The 18,067-nt window shown below is 36.2% G+C and carries 22 protein-coding genes and 2 pseudogenes; 9 read left to right on the top strand and 15 right to left on the bottom strand.

Annotated elements, in window-relative coordinates:
* Positions 1-118: 118 nt before the first annotated feature.
* From BDR01S_RS10630 to BDR01S_RS10620, 3 genes are all read right to left on the bottom strand, one after another.
* A complete protein-coding gene (locus tag BDR01S_RS10630) occupies positions 119-1,321 on the bottom strand; it encodes a macrolide family glycosyltransferase (protein ID WP_066254416.1) in 1,203 nt (400 codons plus the stop codon).
* Between the two features lie 340 nt (positions 1,322-1,661).
* The gene (locus tag BDR01S_RS10625) at positions 1,662-1,883 is read right to left on the bottom strand and encodes a hypothetical protein (RefSeq protein WP_066254413.1); all 222 of its coding nucleotides are present in this window, start codon (positions 1,881-1,883) and stop codon (positions 1,662-1,664) included.
* 71 nt (positions 1,884-1,954) lie between these two features.
* Positions 1,955-2,149 (bottom strand): hypothetical protein, encoded by a 195-nt coding sequence (locus BDR01S_RS10620; RefSeq protein ID WP_066254410.1) that lies wholly within the window; start codon positions 2,147-2,149, stop codon positions 1,955-1,957.
* A 122-nt stretch (positions 2,150-2,271) separates the two neighbouring features.
* On the opposite strand from BDR01S_RS10620, the gene BDR01S_RS24885 reads away from it, so the two are divergent.
* The 3 genes from BDR01S_RS24885 to BDR01S_RS25755 all read left to right on the top strand — a co-directional run bounded on the left by BDR01S_RS24885 (position 2,272) and on the right by BDR01S_RS25755 (position 3,100).
* Positions 2,272-2,412, top strand: a complete 141-nt coding sequence (locus BDR01S_RS24885) for a YjcZ family sporulation protein (RefSeq protein ID WP_082797389.1) — start codon at positions 2,272-2,274, stop codon at positions 2,410-2,412.
* Positions 2,413-2,736: 324 nt separating this feature from the next.
* On the top strand, positions 2,737-2,922 hold the full coding sequence (locus BDR01S_RS10615; RefSeq protein WP_066254407.1) for a DUF4017 family protein: 186 nt from the start codon (positions 2,737-2,739) through the stop codon (positions 2,920-2,922).
* Between the two features lie 19 nt (positions 2,923-2,941).
* Entirely contained in the window at positions 2,942-3,100 is a 159-nt protein-coding gene (locus BDR01S_RS25755; protein WP_169801434.1) for a hypothetical protein, read from the top strand.
* Between the two features lie 85 nt (positions 3,101-3,185).
* Here the strand turns inward: BDR01S_RS25755 and BDR01S_RS10610 are convergent, their stop codons facing one another.
* A complete protein-coding gene (locus tag BDR01S_RS10610) occupies positions 3,186-3,485 on the bottom strand; it encodes a hypothetical protein (protein ID WP_066254405.1) in 300 nt (99 codons plus the stop codon).
* A 185-nt stretch (positions 3,486-3,670) separates the two neighbouring features.
* Between BDR01S_RS10610 and BDR01S_RS10605 the strand changes: the two genes are divergently transcribed.
* Positions 3,671-4,471, top strand: a complete 801-nt coding sequence (locus BDR01S_RS10605; RefSeq protein ID WP_066254402.1) for a Cof-type HAD-IIB family hydrolase — start codon at positions 3,671-3,673, stop codon at positions 4,469-4,471.
* 103 nt (positions 4,472-4,574) lie between these two features.
* Here BDR01S_RS10605 and BDR01S_RS10600 read toward each other — a convergent pair whose 3' ends face one another.
* From BDR01S_RS10600 to BDR01S_RS10580, 5 genes are all read right to left on the bottom strand, one after another.
* Positions 4,575-4,991 carry a VOC family protein gene (locus BDR01S_RS10600; protein WP_066254397.1) on the bottom strand — a complete coding sequence of 139 codons (417 nt, stop codon included), beginning with the start codon at positions 4,989-4,991 and terminating at the stop codon, positions 4,575-4,577.
* 103 nt (positions 4,992-5,094) lie between these two features.
* Positions 5,095-5,316 (bottom strand): helix-turn-helix domain-containing protein, encoded by a 222-nt coding sequence (locus tag BDR01S_RS10595; RefSeq protein ID WP_066254393.1) that lies wholly within the window; start codon positions 5,314-5,316, stop codon positions 5,095-5,097.
* Between the two features lie 10 nt (positions 5,317-5,326).
* Positions 5,327-5,809 (bottom strand): DUF2975 domain-containing protein, encoded by a 483-nt coding sequence (locus BDR01S_RS10590; protein ID WP_066254391.1) that lies wholly within the window; start codon positions 5,807-5,809, stop codon positions 5,327-5,329.
* Positions 5,810-5,974: 165 nt separating this feature from the next.
* On the bottom strand, positions 5,975-6,697 hold the full coding sequence (locus BDR01S_RS10585) for a YwaF family protein (RefSeq protein WP_066254388.1): 723 nt from the start codon (positions 6,695-6,697) through the stop codon (positions 5,975-5,977).
* Positions 6,698-6,899: 202 nt separating this feature from the next.
* A complete protein-coding gene (locus BDR01S_RS10580) occupies positions 6,900-7,706 on the bottom strand; it encodes a CBS domain-containing protein (protein WP_082797388.1) in 807 nt (268 codons plus the stop codon).
* Between the two features lie 234 nt (positions 7,707-7,940).
* Here BDR01S_RS10580 and BDR01S_RS25325 point away from each other — a divergent pair, with 234 nt between their 5' ends.
* Positions 7,941-8,114, top strand: coding sequence for a hypothetical protein (locus BDR01S_RS25325; protein ID WP_157406142.1), 174 nt, complete (start codon positions 7,941-7,943; stop codon positions 8,112-8,114).
* Between the two features lie 383 nt (positions 8,115-8,497).
* Here BDR01S_RS25325 and BDR01S_RS10575 read toward each other — a convergent pair whose 3' ends face one another.
* Complete coding sequence (locus BDR01S_RS10575) at positions 8,498-9,313, bottom strand: ZIP family metal transporter (protein ID WP_066254385.1); 816 nt, start codon at positions 9,311-9,313, stop codon at positions 8,498-8,500.
* 315 nt (positions 9,314-9,628) lie between these two features.
* Between BDR01S_RS10575 and BDR01S_RS24880 the strand changes: the two are divergent.
* A pseudogene (locus tag BDR01S_RS24880) lies at positions 9,629-10,658 on the top strand (IS1595 family transposase).
* A gap of 529 nt (positions 10,659-11,187) precedes the next feature.
* On the opposite strand, the gene BDR01S_RS10555 reads toward BDR01S_RS24880, so the two are convergent.
* Positions 11,188-11,967: a DUF4085 family protein gene (locus tag BDR01S_RS10555; protein ID WP_066254374.1), complete on the bottom strand. Its 780-nt coding sequence runs from the start codon at positions 11,965-11,967 to the stop codon at positions 11,188-11,190.
* Positions 11,968-12,349: 382 nt separating this feature from the next.
* Here BDR01S_RS10555 and BDR01S_RS10550 point away from each other — a divergent pair, with 382 nt between their 5' ends.
* Positions 12,350-13,573 carry an IS110 family RNA-guided transposase gene (locus BDR01S_RS10550; RefSeq protein ID WP_066254371.1) on the top strand — a complete coding sequence of 408 codons (1,224 nt, stop codon included), beginning with the start codon at positions 12,350-12,352 and terminating at the stop codon, positions 13,571-13,573.
* Between the two features lie 238 nt (positions 13,574-13,811).
* On the opposite strand, the gene BDR01S_RS10545 is transcribed toward BDR01S_RS10550, so the two are convergent.
* The 4 genes from BDR01S_RS10545 to BDR01S_RS10530 form a co-directional block, all read right to left on the bottom strand.
* Complete coding sequence (locus BDR01S_RS10545; RefSeq protein WP_235846541.1) at positions 13,812-14,276, bottom strand: stage II sporulation protein M; 465 nt, start codon at positions 14,274-14,276, stop codon at positions 13,812-13,814.
* A gap of 291 nt (positions 14,277-14,567) precedes the next feature.
* Complete coding sequence (locus BDR01S_RS10540) at positions 14,568-14,900, bottom strand: hypothetical protein (RefSeq protein ID WP_066254368.1); 333 nt, start codon at positions 14,898-14,900, stop codon at positions 14,568-14,570.
* A gap of 162 nt (positions 14,901-15,062) precedes the next feature.
* Complete coding sequence (locus tag BDR01S_RS26055) at positions 15,063-15,278, bottom strand: hypothetical protein (protein WP_218007870.1); 216 nt, start codon at positions 15,276-15,278, stop codon at positions 15,063-15,065.
* 305 nt (positions 15,279-15,583) lie between these two features.
* Positions 15,584-15,766 (bottom strand): hypothetical protein, encoded by a 183-nt coding sequence (locus BDR01S_RS10530; protein WP_066254360.1) that lies wholly within the window; start codon positions 15,764-15,766, stop codon positions 15,584-15,586.
* A 495-nt stretch (positions 15,767-16,261) separates the two neighbouring features.
* Between BDR01S_RS10530 and BDR01S_RS10525 the strand changes: the two are divergent.
* Positions 16,262-17,484: pseudogene (locus BDR01S_RS10525) on the top strand (IS110 family RNA-guided transposase).
* Between the two features lie 262 nt (positions 17,485-17,746).
* Positions 17,747-17,962 (top strand): hypothetical protein, encoded by a 216-nt coding sequence (locus BDR01S_RS10520; RefSeq protein ID WP_066254358.1) that lies wholly within the window; start codon positions 17,747-17,749, stop codon positions 17,960-17,962.
* Positions 17,963-18,067 lie beyond the last annotated feature (105 nt).

Genomic DNA, 18,067 nt, shown 5'->3' with positions numbered 1-18,067 from the left:
ACTCAAGATGACCTATCCGTTCTCTTTTCAACATTGGAAAAGATTTTACGAAAATACGTCTAAATCACGATTTGCTATAAAAAATAGAAGGATCATTAATGGTCCTTCTATTTTTTATTTAATCATTATTGTGACTTAAAAATTTAAAAATCTCTTCAACTGCTTGTTGGTACCCACCCGATTTTTGAAAGGATTCCTTTATATTTGAAACAGCTAGCTGGAAAGATGAGTCGTTTAACACATGATCAGCGGCTTCACGTAGTTGATTGACAGTCAGGTCTTGCATTGTTAATGTTATACCCGCACCAATTTTGGCCACTTGCTCAGCTATAATCGGCTGATCCGCGCTTTGTGGGATGACAATGAGCGGAACCCCGTAGTAAAGCCCCTCATGGGTACTATTCATTCCCCCATGTGTGATGAATAATTTAGTGTATTTTAGCACTTCCGTTTGTGGAAGATAATTTTTCACAATAAAGTTCTTAGGGATCTCCCCTAAATCAGATAGTTGCGTTTTTTCCCCAATCGACATAACCACGGTATGATTAGTATTTCCAAATGCCTCAAAACACAGTTTATAAAAGTCGATGGCGTGATTAAAGACAGTACCCAGTGAAATATATAGGGGTCTTTTTTTCCGGATGGCTGTAAGGTCAAAATTTTCTTGATCGGATCGAGTAGTGATAGCAGGACCAACAAATTTAAACGATTGATCACATTTTTCTCCAAAAGGTTGAAACTCCCTCGTGGTATATACGATTGTAAGTGGTGCCGGATTACAAAACACCTCGTATGGAGAATGGATTTCGACATCATATTTTTCCGCACATCTTGCCGTCAGTCTTTGATATTTATCGTTTATTTCCTTAGCCACTTCTGGAGGAATGTTTTTAGACTGCTGTTCCAACATTTTATCGAATGATTCCTTTGTCTGTGCAAAGGAAGTACATGAATTGATTGCTGGAAGCTGAAGGATTTGTGCAAGTAAACGGCCACAACCAAACATCGAATCATGGATGATATAATCAAATTGTTCTCCTTCAATCTGTTCAAGCACGCTAGGTATGACAATATCTGTCGTATGTAAAAGACCGTTGATTCTTTCAGGTAAATAATTTCTTCCACCCGCGATAAAGGCCTTAATAAATTGTTGGCCATCCAATGTTCGTACCGTAGCTCCCGTCTTCTCTATTCGCTCCCGAAAAGCTTCTATTGTAAAGTACACTACCTCCTCGCCGCGCGAAATAAGCTCTTGCACAACTCCAATCGTTGGGTTGATATGTCCTTCTGAACCGGCATTAATAAATAAAACACGTGACATTTCTAACACTCCTTAGGTAATTCTAATTTATATGAAGAGATTAAATTTATCATAGAACAATATTTGAAAATCTCAAACTTTTAAACCCCCGTGGTACTCAAAAATTGATATCTCATTATACGAACATGGCCAAAAGAAAAGCACCTCCGAATTTTAGACTGTATCTAAAATTTGGGGTGCAGTTCACATTTGCTCTTCTTTAACATTTCTTATAAACGTTTTTCCCGACACTTATAGCAGGAAAACTGAAAACATCCCCCGCTAAGACAAATATTCATTATTAAATAACGTCATATGCAAAATTCACTACTATTATTAAATAGTCTAACAAGAACCAACTCTAACAGCAGCCACCATAACCATGATGGAACGGATAGCCACCATAACCATGATGGAATGGATAACCGCCATAGCCATGATGGAATGGATGACCACCATAACCCATGCCGTAACCAGGATATCCTCCATATCCCATGCCGTAACCAGGATAACCTCCATAACCCATGCCGTAACCAGGATAACCTCCATAACCCATGCCGCTTCCAAAGAATTGTCTTTCCATTTTATATCTCCTCCTCAAGTTGTTTCAAAAATAGTGTATGTGTCCATATTCAATGAGGAATAGACATTTGCCTATTTGTAGGCGTAAATTGTGTTTTCAAGACAATTAAGAACAGCTGTCCTGCTGTTAAGCCAACCTGGTCCGTAAGTTGAAATAGCTATTTTTCTTTTCTCAAAAAAAACGATTCTTGCAAGCTTGATATCACTTAGCCCTTTAGTATCAATGATTTTTTCTAGTTGTTTGTGAATGAAACTCCGATGTTTCATTATCGACCCTGTTTTTCGTGATAAGTTATTGGTTTGTCCTCAAAAAATATTAGTGAAATAACCCTTCCCTTTATAATTTCTCAACATATTTTGTAAGGAATAAACATTAAGGAGGTTATAAAATGGGTGGATTTGGTTACGGTGGATTTGGTGGTTGTTGTGGCTATGGCTACGGCGGCGGTGTCGGCTACGGTGGCGGTTTTGCTTTAATCGTAGTATTGTTTATCTTGTTAATCATCGTTGGAGCAGTTATCTGTTTTTAAGTAAAAAAAATTACGCTTATCTTAGAAACAAAAGAAAAGCCCTAAGCGGGCTTTTCTTTTGTTTGGATATTACTGGTGAATCTTTATGTCCTTTGGACGTTAATGGGGCTTCGGCTACACTCTAGTGTATGCATCAGTTCATTTGAATATCCTAAGGGTTAAGCCTTATTTTGAAAAATGACCATTAAAAAAATAGTCAACGAAAATATCTGGTGACCTTATACGAAAGTACAGGTTAGTTAAAGATAAATTTATATAAAATATTTACAATATTAACAATAATTGTTATAATCGGTGTAAAATTACACTATAGGTGGTGTTCTAATGAAAAATATAATTCCTTCATTAATAGCCTATTTAATTGTTTGTATAATTGCAGTCTTAATTCCAGCATCAGAAGGGTATAATACGATAGGCTGGAAATTATTTGTTGGTCAAATCTATGCCATTCCAGCATTAATCGTTGTTGCTTTGATCACTTTTTATGTAAACAAAAAACATTCACATTAATAAATTATGGAGGACTTGTATGCAACAGGATCAAAAAGCTAAACAGAATTTGGGGTCTATTATGAAACCAGAATTTGCAGGAACTGATGCACAAAAAGTCAAACAAGAAATTCAAAAAGATGTGAGCGCAGGACAAGGTGCAATGACGTCCCGCGAGGCAGGAGCCATGCGCGATTAAAAAACCACTCCTTTGAGTGGTTTTTTATTTTTCCTGCACCACGGCTTCGTTAATATCACAACACCACTCTACCCTACTCTACTTCTTAATCAAAACGTTCAGTTTCAAATCCATCCAAAATATCCTCTAATTCGGTAAGAAAATTTAGTTGTACAGGGTCAGGGATTTGTTCCATCCACTTTTTTATTTCAGGTAACTCCTCAGCCTCTTCTATATTCGTTGGCTTTGGTTCAAGCGTTTCCCACCACTTTTTCAATTCATCGATAAATTCATAAAAGTAGCGTTCAAATCTTTCTGCCCATTCTGCCCCTTCATCACCAGACGTCTTTTGCATCATACTCCAGGCTTCCATCGCTGTTGCAAAGTACTCATCAATTAGCTTCATGTGGATCTCCTTTCAACTACTGTTATTTCTTCCATTCTATCATTGTAACAGTAGAAACCTATGGTTCGGAACTAATACTTACCTATGCCTCCCACTAAACTTTATTTAATCTGAACACGGAGTTTACATGGCTTTAATATTCAGATGATATGATTGGTTTAACAACGAATGAGGAGGCAGAAAACATGAATGTGCGTGCAATATTTATTGATATGGATGGTACACTACTAAAGTCCTCAAACAATATTTCCGGCAGAAATATGGAAGCCATTTATAGTCTCATGAATCAGGGAGTCAAGGTTTTTCTTGCTACTGGTCGTCATTATGAAGTTACTGCTCCCTACCATAAAGAAATTGGATTACGAACTCCGATGATCTGTTTGAATGGTGCCGCTATTCACGATCCAGAGACAGGAAGAGCTATGCAAATGAAAACGGTCCAACTGAACGAAGAACGCTTCCACCATTTGACTACTGAAAATCCTTGTAATGTTATTATCCATACAGCAAATGGGCTTTATTGTAAAGAAACAACTGAAGAAATCGATTATTGGACAAGAGTTGGGCAAATTCCGCCACGGTATATTGGAGATTTAAGACAAGCAAATTATCAAGATGTTCTTAAATACAGTGTTAGAACAGGTGTACCGCGTCCTGAAATATCTGCTTTATTTAAAAACGAAGCAGGAGTCATCAATTGGAATGACGGGTTTGAATTGCTTGCTCCTAATGTTTCCAAATGGTCTGCTTTAAAAAGCTTACTTCGCACCTACCGAATGAGTCCAGCTGAAGTTGTAGCCATAGGAGACGGACCTAATGATATAGAAATGCTTCGTCATGTCGGTACTGGTGTAGCAATGGGGAACGCAAGCGAAGAGGTTAAAGCAGCCGCTGATTTTGTTACAGGACACCACGAAAATGATGGATTAGCTGAGTTTATAGAACGTTATCTTCTTCAAAAATCATATGAATCATATGTGATTTAGGATATTTTTAAAATAGAAAAATGGCAGGTGTGATCTATTCTTGATAGATCCATACCTGCCATTTTAATTTACCTAGTTAGAAAACACTCTGAGCGTCGGGCGCTCAGCCCTTCGGCATTCTGCTCATATCCATATACAAAACGTTCCAACGATGACCATCTGGATCAGCAAAACCACAGCCATACATCCAACCGCCCTGTTCTCCCGGCCTGCTGTATACAGAACCGCCGGCGCGTTCGGCTTTCATGGCGAGCTCATCCACTTCATCCCTGGAGTTCGCCCCTAGAGAGAATAACACTTCTGTACTCTGCCGCGAATCCGCAACCGCATTCCCCGTAAAACTGCGGAAAGTAGATTCGGGGAAAAGCATTAAAACAACCTTATTGTCGCCGAGGATAAAGCAGCTTGAGCCATCTTGACTCGCATATTGCTCATTCAACCGAAAACCGAGCTGAGAATAAAACTCCTTTGCTCGTTCAGGTTCTCTTACTGGCAGGTTCAACCACAAATCTCTCGCCATGCCTAACAACCTCCTGATTTTTAGATAACTTCCCTTCCAATTCTACCTTTTCTAAATCGGAATAGATATAAAAAAAACCCCCTTTTTTTCCCAATATTAAAAATCATCCTTGAGGTTTTTCATCGCTTTTGTATTCTAAAATATCTCCAGGCTGACAGTCCAATGCTTTACAAATTGCTTCTAACGTCGATAATCGAATCGCTTTTGCCTTTCCATTTTTCAAAATGGAAAGATTAGCCATCGTGATTCCAACCCGCTCCGAAAGTTCTGTCACGCTCATTTTCCTTTTTGCCAGCATCACATCAATATTGATAATAATCGCCATTGTTTTCACCTCAGACCGTTAAGTCGTTTTCTGATTTTATATCAATTGCTTCTTGTAATAGCTTTTGGAGAACGGCTGCAAAGATGGCAACGACAAGTCCGGCTAAAATAATGGCCATTCCGATTAGGATGATACCCGGTGCGTCATCTGCTTCTGCGATCAGATAGAAAATTGGCATGCCTACCACATAGATGCTACTGAATGTGATGGCACAGTATTTAATCTTCTTTAAAGCCTTTATTGATAATTCCGAGAAAGCTTTTGTTTTGTCAATGTAGTGTAAAAGGGTAAAAGCTTGATACTGAGCAAAGTAAAAAGGTATTGCCGTTGCATACAAATCAAGGAAAATCAGATATTTCAAATAAGCATGATCCGGATACAAATCTACTGCAAAATTCGCTATCTCCGGTACCAAAAAGATACACAAAGCAAGAACCGGCAAGCCTATGAGTATAAGAGCTATTTTTAAAAAGAGTGTTGAACCACGTTTCATACAAAGCACCTCACTTCATTATTGTAAGTAGATTTTACCATACATTTTATCGTCTTGCGATAAATAAATATCATTATTTATTATATTATTGTTGTTAAGAAATATCCACTTACCTTTAGACAAAAAGAAAAAGCATTCCTCATTCCACAGAAATGCTTTATAGCTTTAAATCCCGTTATCGATTTTGTTTCTATTTTCAATCCTTTGTAAAACACCCATTGGTAAATAGGTGATGAAAAATACAATCAGCGCGGCAATTTCCAGATAAATATAGTACATAATCCCGCTGCCGAAGAATGTTAAAATCGTTTTGGCTTCAGTCGGGCTTGCTAAATAGAAGAAGTTGGTGCCAAGCTGTAGATTTAAGAAAAATATGGGAACAGCAATAATGTTCACAGTGAAGAAGCTGAATAATATTGCATTCCTGGGAACTCTGTAGCCTTCATAAAGGATAAAATAAAATGCGGCTAATGCAATAACGGAATGGTGAAGGCAATATTCAATATAGCGAAAATGTGGGAATGTGTAGGCTATTTCAGGAGAAACCATCGCTAAGATCGGGGGTAAAGTACCAAAAAAATATAACAAATAAAACAAGTGGTTACTCTTTTTCAAAAATAAAAACACAGCTAAAAACGTACTTATTGAACATAGTTGTAAAGGAAGATTGCTCACATTCCATTGATTAGTAAGGATTAACCATACTTGCAAGGAAATCTCACATGCAGGCAAAAGTATGAACAGCGTCCATTTTATCATCTGCTGATAAATCTTCCGTTTATTTCGTAAATACACTAACGCTCCGCATGCAGCAAAGAATAGAAGTAATGTACCAATATGGACCTTTGAAAACAACTCGAATCCTTGCATTCCTGTAGCAGAAAACATGAAGTCATCACACCTCTCACTGTACATTGAAATGCTGTTATCGTAAATTGTATTCAACAACCTAAAAAACCGGCACGAATTTATTTGATATCTGATAAATGAAAGATGGGATCCATTTATATACGCAAAATCCTCGATATAAAAAAAGCTGATGCCTCAATAACCGGCACCAACTTCTTCACTATTCTATAGAAACTCTAAATCAAATCTTTTCACATTTCCCTAATAATTTTTCCGTCTGTTCAATTAATAAGAACATTTCATCCCAAGAATAATTGGTATTCAAATTCTGAGCATGCGCCAAGTTGTTTCGTAAGCTTTCTAATTTTTTAAAGAAAGATTTCCCTTTGCTTTTTGATTCAATACCCAAAAGTTCCCTTAATGGATCCTCATTAAGAATGATGTCACGTTTATCGCAAATCTGCAGACAATCACTTAATTGAATCCCTTCATTCCGTGACTTGCGAAGAGAAAATAATTCCTCCGCAAATTTAATTCGATTGGAACCTAAATATTCTTTCCAGGTATCCTCAGGAAAATAATCATTAATAATCCGATACAGGTGCATCTCCAATAACGAAATCAGCCCAAAAAGTAACATTCGAATCGGAGGTTTCTGGAGATCTGCTCGCGTGACAACCTTTGTTATCCTGTTCCCTTCTAGGACAAATATTCTTTCGATCTCTTTAAAAATATATAAAGTATCGATAAGAGGTGTAGATTCCGAGACAAGTTCAGTCGGACTAAAACTTCGATAATACTCTTTACAACTTCCGTCCTTCAATTCATTTCTTACCACATAGCCAATCACAATTCCGTTATCTTCCACACCCAAAACATCATAATCTTTTATTACCATCATACTCTTAATGGTATCCGCATCATCATTAAGATGACAGGTATCCATCGTTTCTGAAATACTGTTTACCGTAATGTTTTTCTCGTACAAAGACCGTAGATTTTTATAAGAACTTACTTTATCACGCTGTTGCGCTGGAATAATTGTCAATTAATTTACCTCCACTAAAACACGTATGACAGATGATATAGCAGGATAGATTCATCCCAACTTTCAGCTCACCCATTCGTTGCATTTATTATAGTACATTTTAGATTGTATACTTCGCAGAATCAAATCAAAAAAGTTTATAAAAATATGTGAAAACATTCACAATTATTGTGGTAATCGCTTACAAAATGATATATAATTATATTAAAATTACAACTTACGAGGTGAAGAAGCATGAAAGAATATATTTTTCTTCTAGAAGAACAGGTCGGTACCAGAGAAATTAAGATCATCGCATCAGGAATGATGGAAGCCTTCAAAAAAGCAAAGGAATTTCGAAAAAGTATTGTCCAAGATACAAAAGTAAAAGTAGATATGATGTTAAAAGGTGTTAGATATACGGATTAACCTGAGATAAAATTTATGTAGAAAGGAAAATCCCAACCTTTATGATCATATTAAAACGAATGGTAGAAAGTTAAAGGAGAACACATTGGTAGATTACCAAAATGTGTTCTCCTTTAACTTTCTATTTATAGATACAATAACCAAAACACCTTCAAATATTGCCAATCTATACTTTGTTACTATTTAATACTTCTCTAAATTCCTTGATACCAAAATATAGCATCAAAATTCCAGACGGTAGAAAAAGTAGAGTGAATAGAATGTCCGATATTAAGTTCACTGCGAAGAATATAAGTGCTAAAATCCCAATTGAAATCACAATATATAAATTTTTGGACATAATCCTATCTCCTCCCTTAATTGAGTTATGTGCAGCAATCAATTTAGCCTAATGCTACATCGAGAATCATCATCAATACAAAACCAACCATTAAACTCATAGAAGCCAGGTCTTTATTGCCTTTTTCTTGTGAGCTTGGAATGACTTCTTCAGCTACAACAAATATCATTGCTCCAGCAGCAAAGCTCAATGCATAAGGTAATAATGGTTCAATAAATGCGACGGCAAATGCACCAATCACTGCTGCAATAGGTTCGACCATACCTGAAAATTGTCCGTAGAAAAAGCTTTTTCTGCGCGACATTCCCTCACCTCTTAAAGGCATTGAAACCGCCACACCTTCAGGAAAGTTTTGAATACCGATTCCAAGAGCAAGAGTCAAGGCACCTGCTAAAGAAGCTTCCGTTCCCCCATTTGCAAGTGCACCAAAGGCAATCCCCACAGCTAACCCCTCTGGGATATTATGAAGAGTGATGGCAAGGACCAACAATGTACTTCTTTTTCTTTCTTTATGATAAAATCCTTCCGCTTCACTAAGAGGAGTATTTGGATGAAGATGAGGTAGGATCTTATCAATCCCCCATAAAAAAAACCCACCTAATAAAAATCCAAATGCTGCTGGAAACCAAGCTCCTATGGCATTGTCCGCTGACATTTCGATTGCTGGTCCTAGTAAAGACCAATAACTGGCTGCAATCATTACACCTCCAGCAAATCCTAACATACTATCTAATAATCGCTGGTTGATTGTTTTTGTTGCAAAAACGAGCGTAGCCCCAAACGCAGTCATTCCCCACGTAAATAAGGTAGCTATAAATGCTTGTGTGATTGGATTGAAATTTTGAAAAAAATTAACCATAAGATGGACTCCTTTTTTATTGAACGAAATTAGATTAGGTACAAAATGTTTACTGTACAAAAAATTTTAGCTCTAAGTAAAATGATAGTCAATTTTTTAATAACTCGTTTTCGTAACAATAAGGAGTATTAATTACAATTGTCGCTGCTAATATAGCAACCGCTTTTGAGATTGTAATAATGGACAATCTTTCATCCCATCTATTTTACCGATATATTTATTTTTTAGGCTATGTTAAATAACTCTGTTGATATTTGAATAAAACAAACTGATGTTCTATAATATAAGAAAGAACATTTGTTTGTAGGGTTTGCAATGACTTTAAGAGAATTAATAGCTGAAATTAAAAAATTGAATTCGGTAGAACAACACCGTTTAAAAGAATTCTTTTTCAATTCTCTTGCGTCATTTTCAGCAAGTGAACCTGTCTTTCAAGAAGTAACTGAACGTAAAAATAAAGATGGTTACTCTTGTGTACATTGTGGTTCTAAACAAGTCGTGCGTTTCGGCAAATATATGGTGAAACTTGGTCTCAAAGAAGTTGAACGTCAACCTTATCGTTGTAAAGATTGCCGAAAAACTTTTACAGATGTAACTTCTACACCCCTTTATCGAACTCATAAACCTGATAAATGGTTGGATTTCATTAAATGTATGTCTATTCCCTTCGTAAATCAGCAGACCTTATTGGTAATGTTCATTATGTTACTTTGTTTTATTGGAGGCATAAAGTATTATCAGCTCTAAAACAAATGAACTTTAACACATTTTCAGGAATTGTAGAAATGGATGAAACGTATTTTCTTTACTCTGAAAAAGGTAAAGAAGTATCGCAGGGCGTAAACCTCGCAAACGTGGAGGTGCTTCTAAATTTCGTGGCATTAGTCACGAACAAGTTTGTGTTTTAATCGCAAGAGACCGCCAAAAAGCTACTTATTCAGGCGTACTTGGTAGAGGTCGAATTGTGAAAACCCAATTAGACAAGGCTATTGGCTCTAAACTATCATCAGACAACACTCTTTGTACTGATGCTTGGAGGGCTTTTTCTACCTACGAAAAAAGCAAGGGATTAGAACATTATCGCTTTAAATCAGATGGTACAGAGCGTGTCAAAGGGCTGTATCATCTACAAAATGTCAATAACTATCACAGCCAATTAAAAGGTTGGATGCAACGATTCAATGGTGTGGCAACAAAATACCTTGACCACTATTTGAGTTGGTTTCAGTTCTTAGATATTGTAAGACATCGAAGTGACAATGTATCTATTACTAAAATGCTTGTAGATAGTTGTTTGTTACCAATCAATGAAACTTATCAGTCGCTTAGAACGTATAGTTTGTAAGAACAATGATATAAATTTAGCACTTTTGGGAGAGGAGGAATCTTGTGACATATTTATTATTTGTTATATTTCTTGGAATTTTGATTTTACAGTTTGTTTGGGTAAAAAAAGCAAGAACATCTAAAACCTTAATTTTGCCTATTTTATTCAGTTTGGTCTACCTTTCTATTATTATCTTTAAATTTGATTTTGGCACTTTTTTAATACCTTTTACCGTTTTATGTATTGTTCTTTGGTTACTATTTATATGGAAACTGTATATAAATAAGAGGGTAATCGGTAAATAGATTGGTTAAATGATGTAAATATCATTTAAGTAATATACAAAAAAGAACTTCCTTTGGAAGTTCTTTTTTTATGGTATATATATCAACATTCTTCTTTAACATAGCCATTTTTTAAGTAAAACTAAATATGTACCGTTAGCGTAAAAAGAAAAAGAGTTGCCACAGTTGCAACCCTTTTTCCACTAAAGCAACCCGGTAGTTCAATTTGAATAAGCAAAAAGCTATCCCTTTAAGTCCGAGAATTACAAAAGACTTTTTTTGTTACTTTTAAAGGAAACTTGAACTGCAGAAATAATAAAGTCAATTAAACCCATCTTTTTATTTTGAAGCAAGACGTGAAACTCGTATTTGTCATTTACTTTATATACTTCCTCATACAGCCACCATGAATCTTCCAACAAATCATCTTGCTTTATTATATTAAAACTTTCAAAGGTGACTTCATCTATATTTGTAAATCCACCTGTATTATCAAGGAGTAATGTTAAGGATATGTCATTCTGAACAGATTTTATTATCGTACAATCATGAAATCCAAATTTCTCAATAATCTCTTTATCAAGTGTATTGGAGTATTCCTCCATATATCTTCTATAATTCTCACTTGTGGCGGTTACTGACCTTTCATTATCCTCACAAAATTTAGTTACAGCGTTTATAACCGTACGAGTTGCTTTATTTAAAGCAAAAACCCTTATATCAGCTATCTGTTTTAATATAGTTTCTGGTAATTCCTTTTTTAAATGCTCTTGATTATAGAGAAAACCATCATGAAATTGTTCGATTGCCTTGTCTCTATTAAAGGGCTCATATTCGTTATTTTCATATGTATTTACTGTTTCGTTGTTTTTCATTATAGAAGCAACTTCTTCTTGTAAATTAAGCCAACTATTTAACTCGGTGTTGTAAAGTTTTTGAAAATATTCTTCTGAAAATGTTTCAGCTTGCTTTTCTTCCTCTAAAAGTAGATGGAAACTTGTTTTTTGACACAGTTCATACCATTCTTTAGTAAAATATTTCAATTAATTCTCTTTCCCTTCTCTAAAGTAATAAAGTTAGTCTTTTTTTCATTAACCTGCCCGTTAATCCAATAAAGAAAACGCGATCGCCGCAGCCATCCCGTCCTCAATTAAAGCACCCGTTAGCCCTCCATGAAGCGCAAAAATCGGCGCTTCACCACAGAGGATGAAAATGGTCTTAAACCGTCAATACTGATTCTACGGCTGGGAGAGGAAGGTCGCTTAACTATGGTGCGTTAGAGCCCATCCGTTAGTCTGACTCCACCGACCACGGTGCACCACTGACTGTCGCTCCCTTACGGGAAGCACACATGGTAGATTAATCCTATTCTGGTTGTTGCACCAGCGTCTAAACATAATGATCGCCGTAGAAAGGATGTTTTCAATGGATGTTGTCATTGAAAGAGCATGCGGTATGGATGTCCATAAGGACAATATTACTGCCTGTATTATGACACCAAAAGGAAAGGCGATCCAACCGTTTTCTACTAAAACTGTATTTCTATTACAGTTGGTTGACTGGATTAAACAACATAATTGTACCCATGTCGCCATGGAAAGTACGAGTGTTTATTGGAAGCCTATCGTGAATTTACTAGAAGCTGAAGATATTGAGTTTTTAGTTGTGAATGCCCAACATATGAAGGCGGCTCCAGGACGCAAAACAGATGTGAAGGATGCAGAATGGATTGCCAAGCTTCTTCGCCATGGACTACTCAAAGCCAGTTATATACCTGACCGAAATCAACGTGAATTGCGTGAACTCGTTCCCTATCGTCGAAGTATTATTGAGGAGCGCGCCAGACAACATAATCGAATCCAAAAGGTGTTAGAAGGCGCGAACATTAAGTTGGGGTCGGTTGTTTCAGATGTGTTGGGTGTTTCAGCACGAGATATGCTTGATGCCATTGCCGATGGTGAAGAGGATCCTGAAAAACTAGCAAACTTCGCTCGACGCACCATGAAAAAGAAGAAAGAAGAACTGGAACTCGCTCTTAAAGGTTATATTAATTCGCATCAACGTCTTATGTTGAAAACCATTTTAAAGCATATTGATTTTTTGACTGAACAAATTGAGATGCTGGATCAAGAAGTTGCGAAAAGAGTAAGCTCCCATCAAGAAGATGTGGAACGTTTGGATTCAATTCCTGGCATAGCGACAAGGATGGCTGAGCAAATATTATCCGAAATCGGAACTGATGTTAAAAAACAATTCCCAACTGCAGCTCATATGTGTTCCTGGGCAGGTTTGGTTCCTGGGCAAAACGAGAGTGCTGGGAAAAGGAAATCAGCCAAAACCAAAAAAGGAAACAAATATTTGAGATCCGCATTAACGGAAGCAGCTCATTCAGTAAGAGGATCAAAGAACTATCTGGGAGCACTATATAGGCGTACTGCATCACGAAAAGGCAAGAAACGTGCAGGGATTGTCGTTGCTCATGCCATGTTGCGCATCTCCTATTATCTCTTAACCCGAAAAGAAATGTATGTAGACTTAGGCGAAGACTACTTTGAAAAGCAGAGACAACAATCTATCGTTCGGCATTCACTAAGACGACTTGAAAGTTTAGGATACACCGTTACGTTAGAAGAACCTAAAGCATCTTAATCCAGTCACTTTCTAAACCATAGATCAATGAATTTGGCGCTCTCCCCTTTTTAAAAAAATGAATGAGCTTCGTCCTCTTTAGTATTGCCTTTTTTCCTGAATTACAGAAGTTTATTTTCATGGTAGTTTAATAAGAACAGAGACGCTTATTAAACATTTGTGCACGTTTATGGAAACTATTTCATCTTGTCTCTTGCACTTATTCCAAAGCATTTATCAATCCGTCCATTGACATCCTTTATTGAAATAAATTAAATATGATATCAGCTATGTAAGTTTCCAGAAATGCGGCTGCAATGATTATCGGTAAAACAAAAATAGCGTAAGTTCTTATTGTTTCTAAGAATTGTTTAATAAAAGATATACCTTCTTTATCTTTCTTTAATAAATTTTTTAACTTTACTCTAACAACTTGGTTTAATTCAAAAAGAACCGCTGCAAGTAAGCATAGAGGAAAAACTTCAAAGATAAAGTGAGGCATAGAAGAAATTATAATATCCAAACCTTTTCTAAAATCGACTTGTAAAGCAACTCCATAAGCAATTCCAGGCAAAAAAGCGGTAAAAATTATATTAATGACATATAAAAATTTTATTGGAATCAAGGCAAAAATAAACATTTGCAAAGGTACCATAAAGCCGTTATTAACAACATATGACCATACTTTATCTAAGCCTGTAGATTCTTTTGTTTGGTCCGGCAACCTATTTTATAGCCCTCCCATTACTTCTTTTAAATCCGGATTGATTATGAAGGTTATTATCGTTGCAATAATTGTTAGGGCTGCTGCAAATATAAAAAAATTAATAGCTCTTTTAAATACCACTCTTGGCAAAGTAGACTTCATAATTTAAAATCATTCCCCTTAATATATTTAACTAATACATTATCATATTATTCAACTATATGGTCCGATTGTTGAAACAACACACTTAAACTAACCTGCCCCGTTAGCACAAGAAGCGACTTCCCTCGTTAATGCAATAAGAAGTAGTTAATTTAATGGACCAGATACCCCTATACATTTCCCACTATAAGCATCCATTTTGACAGTTGGTTCCTTATCTTTAAATACCAAAGTAACACTCACTTCTCTTTGATTAGTTAGATGATTTAAATAACCACTTTTAGCATCGATAAACGTATGTACTGTTTGAAGGTCTTCTAAAGTGTAGTTAATAGGCTTTATATCCAATTGTCTTGGTGGATTATTCACACAATCTATCGCTTGTATTGTTGCGTCACCAGTTGTCATTATTGGTTTTTGATATTCATATGCAAAGAGGACAATTAATACTAAAATAATACCTATAATAACTTTTTTCATTATATCCCCATCCTAACCATCAATTTAATCGCCACTATTTTTTCTTTCTTAAGGTAAACTGCACCGTTAGCACAACAAGCAAAAAAGAGACCGCCGCAGCGATCTTCATCTTTATCTATTGCACCATTTTGTTGAATAAGCTAAAAACCGTTTTCTGTTGATCTAGAGACCATATGTATTAAAAAAATCAGGAAACGAAAGAATTAGCACTAATCCTATAATTGCAGTTGCAAAAAAACAAATCCAACTTATTATTTTTACTTTTTTATTAATTTCAGCTTTTTTCTCTAATTTTCCAATGTAGGTAGTGACTACGACTAAACAAATTAAAGGAATAACTCCTATAAAATTAACTCCTAAAATAGATTTATCTACCAAAAATAAAACTACAACTAGTACAATCATTGCAATTGATATTCTGTTTATTATTGTATGAATAAAAATCCCCTCCTGACATTATATACGGATGAAAAGTTAGAAAGTTTCGCTTCTTAAACTAATCTGCTTCGTTAGTGGAACAAGAAAAAAAGCTGCCGAAGCAGCTGGTGATCTTAAACTATCGCCACCGGTAGTTTAAGTGCAATATTTCACACTCGATCTCCGATATCTACTTGATGTTTTAGACGTAAAAACAAGACCATCGTAAAGATGGTCTTGTTTAACTAAAGCAGCCGTTAACAGAACTAAAACGACAGGCTTTGAAAAAGCGAAATAGTTATAACTAATGCCGATAAAGATCCTGCAAACAGTAAGGTTATCATTTTTTGCCAATTTATCTCTTTTAAAGGTTTTACAGCTTCTCGGGAAACCGCAATCCATATCACAAAAGAAACTATGGCTACTATGGCAATAACATCTTTAGACATATTTAACACCCCTTGATTTATATTTTGTTTAAATTTTAACAGGTATTATTAGTTAAATGCCCTTTAGTACATTCTCTTTAACCAAATAATAACATAATAACTAAAACTTTAATTGTAAATTTCTGAGTTTAATAACAAAAGAAACAGATCATTAATTAATGATCTTAGTCAACTCTTCTGCCGCTTTAGTTGAATAAAAAAAATGCTATAATCCTTCTTGAAGTAAAGCAACCCGTTAGCCATCCATGAAGCGCAAAAATCAGCGCTTCACCACAGAGAATGAAAATGGTCACTAACCGTCAATACTGATTATACGGCTGGGAGAGGAAGGTCGATGAACTATGGTGCGTTAGAGCCCATCCGTTAGTCTGACTCCAACGACCACGGTGCACCACTGACTGTCGCTCCCTTACGGGAAGCACACATGGTAGATTAATCCTATTCAGGTTGCTGCACCAGCCTCTTATAATTAGTGCCGTAGAAAGGATGTTTTCAATGGATGTAGTCATTGAAGAGCATGTGGTATCGACGTTCATAAGGACAATATTACTGCCTGTATTGTGACACCGGAAGGAAAGGAGATTCAAACGTTTTCTACTAAAACTGTATTTCTAATACAGTTGGTTGACTGGGTTAAACAACATAATTGTACCCATGTCGCCATGGAAAGCACGAGTGTTTATTGGAAGCCTATTGTGAATTTACTAGAAGCTGAGGACATCGAGTTTTTAGTGGTTAATGCCCAACATATGAAGGCTGTTCCAGGACGAAAGACTGATGTGAAGGATGCAGAATGGATCGCCAAACTTCTTCGCCATGGACTACTTAAAGCTAGTTATATTCCAGATCGAAATCAACGTGAACTACGTGAGCTAGTTCGATATCGCCGAAGTATAATCGAAGAGCGAGCTAGGCAACATAACAGAATCCAGAAGGTGTTAGAAGGTGCGAACATTAAATTAGGATCTGTTGTTTCCGACGTTCTAGGTGTTTCGGCTCGGGATATGCTCGATGCCATTGCCGATGGTGAGGAGGATCCTGAAAAACTAGCAAACTTTGCACGGCGCACTATGAAAAAGAAGAAAGATGAGCTGGAACTCGCCCTTAAAGGCTAAATTAATTCTCATCAACGCCTCATGTTAAAAACCATTTTAGGTCATATTGATTTTCTGACTGAGCAAATCGAACTGCTTGATAAGGAAGTTGCAGAAAGAGTCAGTTCACATCAAGAAGATGTGGCACGATTGGATTCGATTCCTGGTATAGCCACCAGAATGGCAGAGCAAATCCTATCCGAAATTGGGACTGATGTGAAGAAACAATTCCCCACTGCAGCTCATATGTGTTCTTGGGCAGGGTTAGTTCCTGGGCAAAATGAAAGCGCTGGAAAAAGAAAATCAGCCAAAACTAAAAAAGGAAATAAGTATTTAAGATCGGCGTTAACAGAAGCAGCTCATTCAGTAAGAGGATCCAAAAACTATCTCGGAGCACTATATAGACGTACAGCATCCCGAAAAGGTAAGAAACGTGCTGGTATTGTAGTCGCTCACGCAATGTTACGTATCTCTTATTATCTCTTAACCCGAAAAGAAATGTATGTAGACTTAGGCGAAGACTACTTTGATAAGCAGAGACAACAATCTATCGTTCGGCATTCACTGAGACGACTCGAAAGTTTAGGATACACAGTTACGTTAGAAGAACCTAAAGCATCTTAATCCAGTCACTTTTTAATCCATAGATCCATGGATTTGGCGCTCTCCCCTTTTTTAAAAAATGAATGAGCTGCGTCCTCTTTAGTATTGCCTTTTTCCTGAATTACAGAAGTTTATTTTCATGGTAGTTGAACAAGCACCTTCTCTTCCATTGTGTATAATTCTCTTATTGTTCATTAATTGTTTATATTGAAAAATAGTTATTTAGTATCTTTCAGCAGAATTTAAACAAAATAACAGTAGAAACCCTTGGATGGTGATTTTGTTGATATGGCTACTAGTTTCATTAATTGGACTAATTATTGTCATTTTAACTGTTAGATTTTATTATAAAGAGAATCAAGATATTAAGAGTCGTAAAAAACGCGGGTTAGTTTTTATCTTTTTTCTAATCGCTTCAGTTGCAAGCGAGTCCTCAGTGCTTTACTTGGGTTTGTTACTTATTTTATTTGGTCTTGTTAAGGCTGCTGGATTGCTTTAGTTTGCTTTACGACTCTTAGTGATTTCCTTATAATCCTATAACGTATTTAAAGTCAAATGTGGCATTAAAGAGAAAGGGATTTTTATTCTTCTTCTTTCACTAACC

It is taken from the genome of Neobacillus drentensis NBRC 102427 (genome assembly GCF_001591445.1).
GTDB classification, from domain to species: Bacteria; Bacillota; Bacilli; order Bacillales; family Cytobacillaceae; genus Neobacillus; species Neobacillus drentensis.
Note: the sequence above shows the minus strand (reverse complement) of the source record. Positions and strands in the feature narration are given on the sequence as shown.

Coding starts and splice junctions, on each gene's coding strand:
- BDR01S_RS10630 (WP_066254416.1), bottom strand. CDS start 1,321: ATGTCACGTGTTTTATTTATTAATGCCGGTTCAGAAGGACATATCAAC.
- BDR01S_RS10625 (WP_066254413.1), bottom strand. CDS start 1,883: ATGGAAAGACAATTCTTTGGAAGCGGCATGGGTTATGGAGGTTATCCT.
- BDR01S_RS10620 (WP_066254410.1), bottom strand. CDS start 2,149: ATGAAACATCGGAGTTTCATTCACAAACAACTAGAAAAAATCATTGAT.
- BDR01S_RS24885 (WP_082797389.1), top strand. CDS start 2,272: ATGGGTGGATTTGGTTACGGTGGATTTGGTGGTTGTTGTGGCTATGGC.
- BDR01S_RS10615 (WP_066254407.1), top strand. CDS start 2,737: ATGAAAAATATAATTCCTTCATTAATAGCCTATTTAATTGTTTGTATA.
- BDR01S_RS25755 (WP_169801434.1), top strand. CDS start 2,942: ATGCAACAGGATCAAAAAGCTAAACAGAATTTGGGGTCTATTATGAAA.
- BDR01S_RS10610 (WP_066254405.1), bottom strand. CDS start 3,485: ATGAAGCTAATTGATGAGTACTTTGCAACAGCGATGGAAGCCTGGAGT.
- BDR01S_RS10605 (WP_066254402.1), top strand. CDS start 3,671: ATGAATGTGCGTGCAATATTTATTGATATGGATGGTACACTACTAAAG.
- BDR01S_RS10600 (WP_066254397.1), bottom strand. CDS start 4,991: ATGGCGAGAGATTTGTGGTTGAACCTGCCAGTAAGAGAACCTGAACGA.
- BDR01S_RS10595 (WP_066254393.1), bottom strand. CDS start 5,316: ATGGCGATTATTATCAATATTGATGTGATGCTGGCAAAAAGGAAAATG.
- BDR01S_RS10590 (WP_066254391.1), bottom strand. CDS start 5,809: ATGAAACGTGGTTCAACACTCTTTTTAAAAATAGCTCTTATACTCATA.
- BDR01S_RS10585 (WP_066254388.1), bottom strand. CDS start 6,697: ATGTTTTCTGCTACAGGAATGCAAGGATTCGAGTTGTTTTCAAAGGTC.
- BDR01S_RS25325 (WP_157406142.1), top strand. CDS start 7,941: ATGAAAGAATATATTTTTCTTCTAGAAGAACAGGTCGGTACCAGAGAA.
- BDR01S_RS10575 (WP_066254385.1), bottom strand. CDS start 9,313: ATGGTTAATTTTTTTCAAAATTTCAATCCAATCACACAAGCATTTATA.
- BDR01S_RS10550 (WP_066254371.1), top strand. CDS start 12,350: ATGGATGTTGTCATTGAAAGAGCATGCGGTATGGATGTCCATAAGGAC.
- BDR01S_RS10540 (WP_066254368.1), bottom strand. CDS start 14,900: ATGAAAAAAGTTATTATAGGTATTATTTTAGTATTAATTGTCCTCTTT.
- BDR01S_RS10530 (WP_066254360.1), bottom strand. CDS start 15,766: ATGTCTAAAGATGTTATTGCCATAGTAGCCATAGTTTCTTTTGTGATA.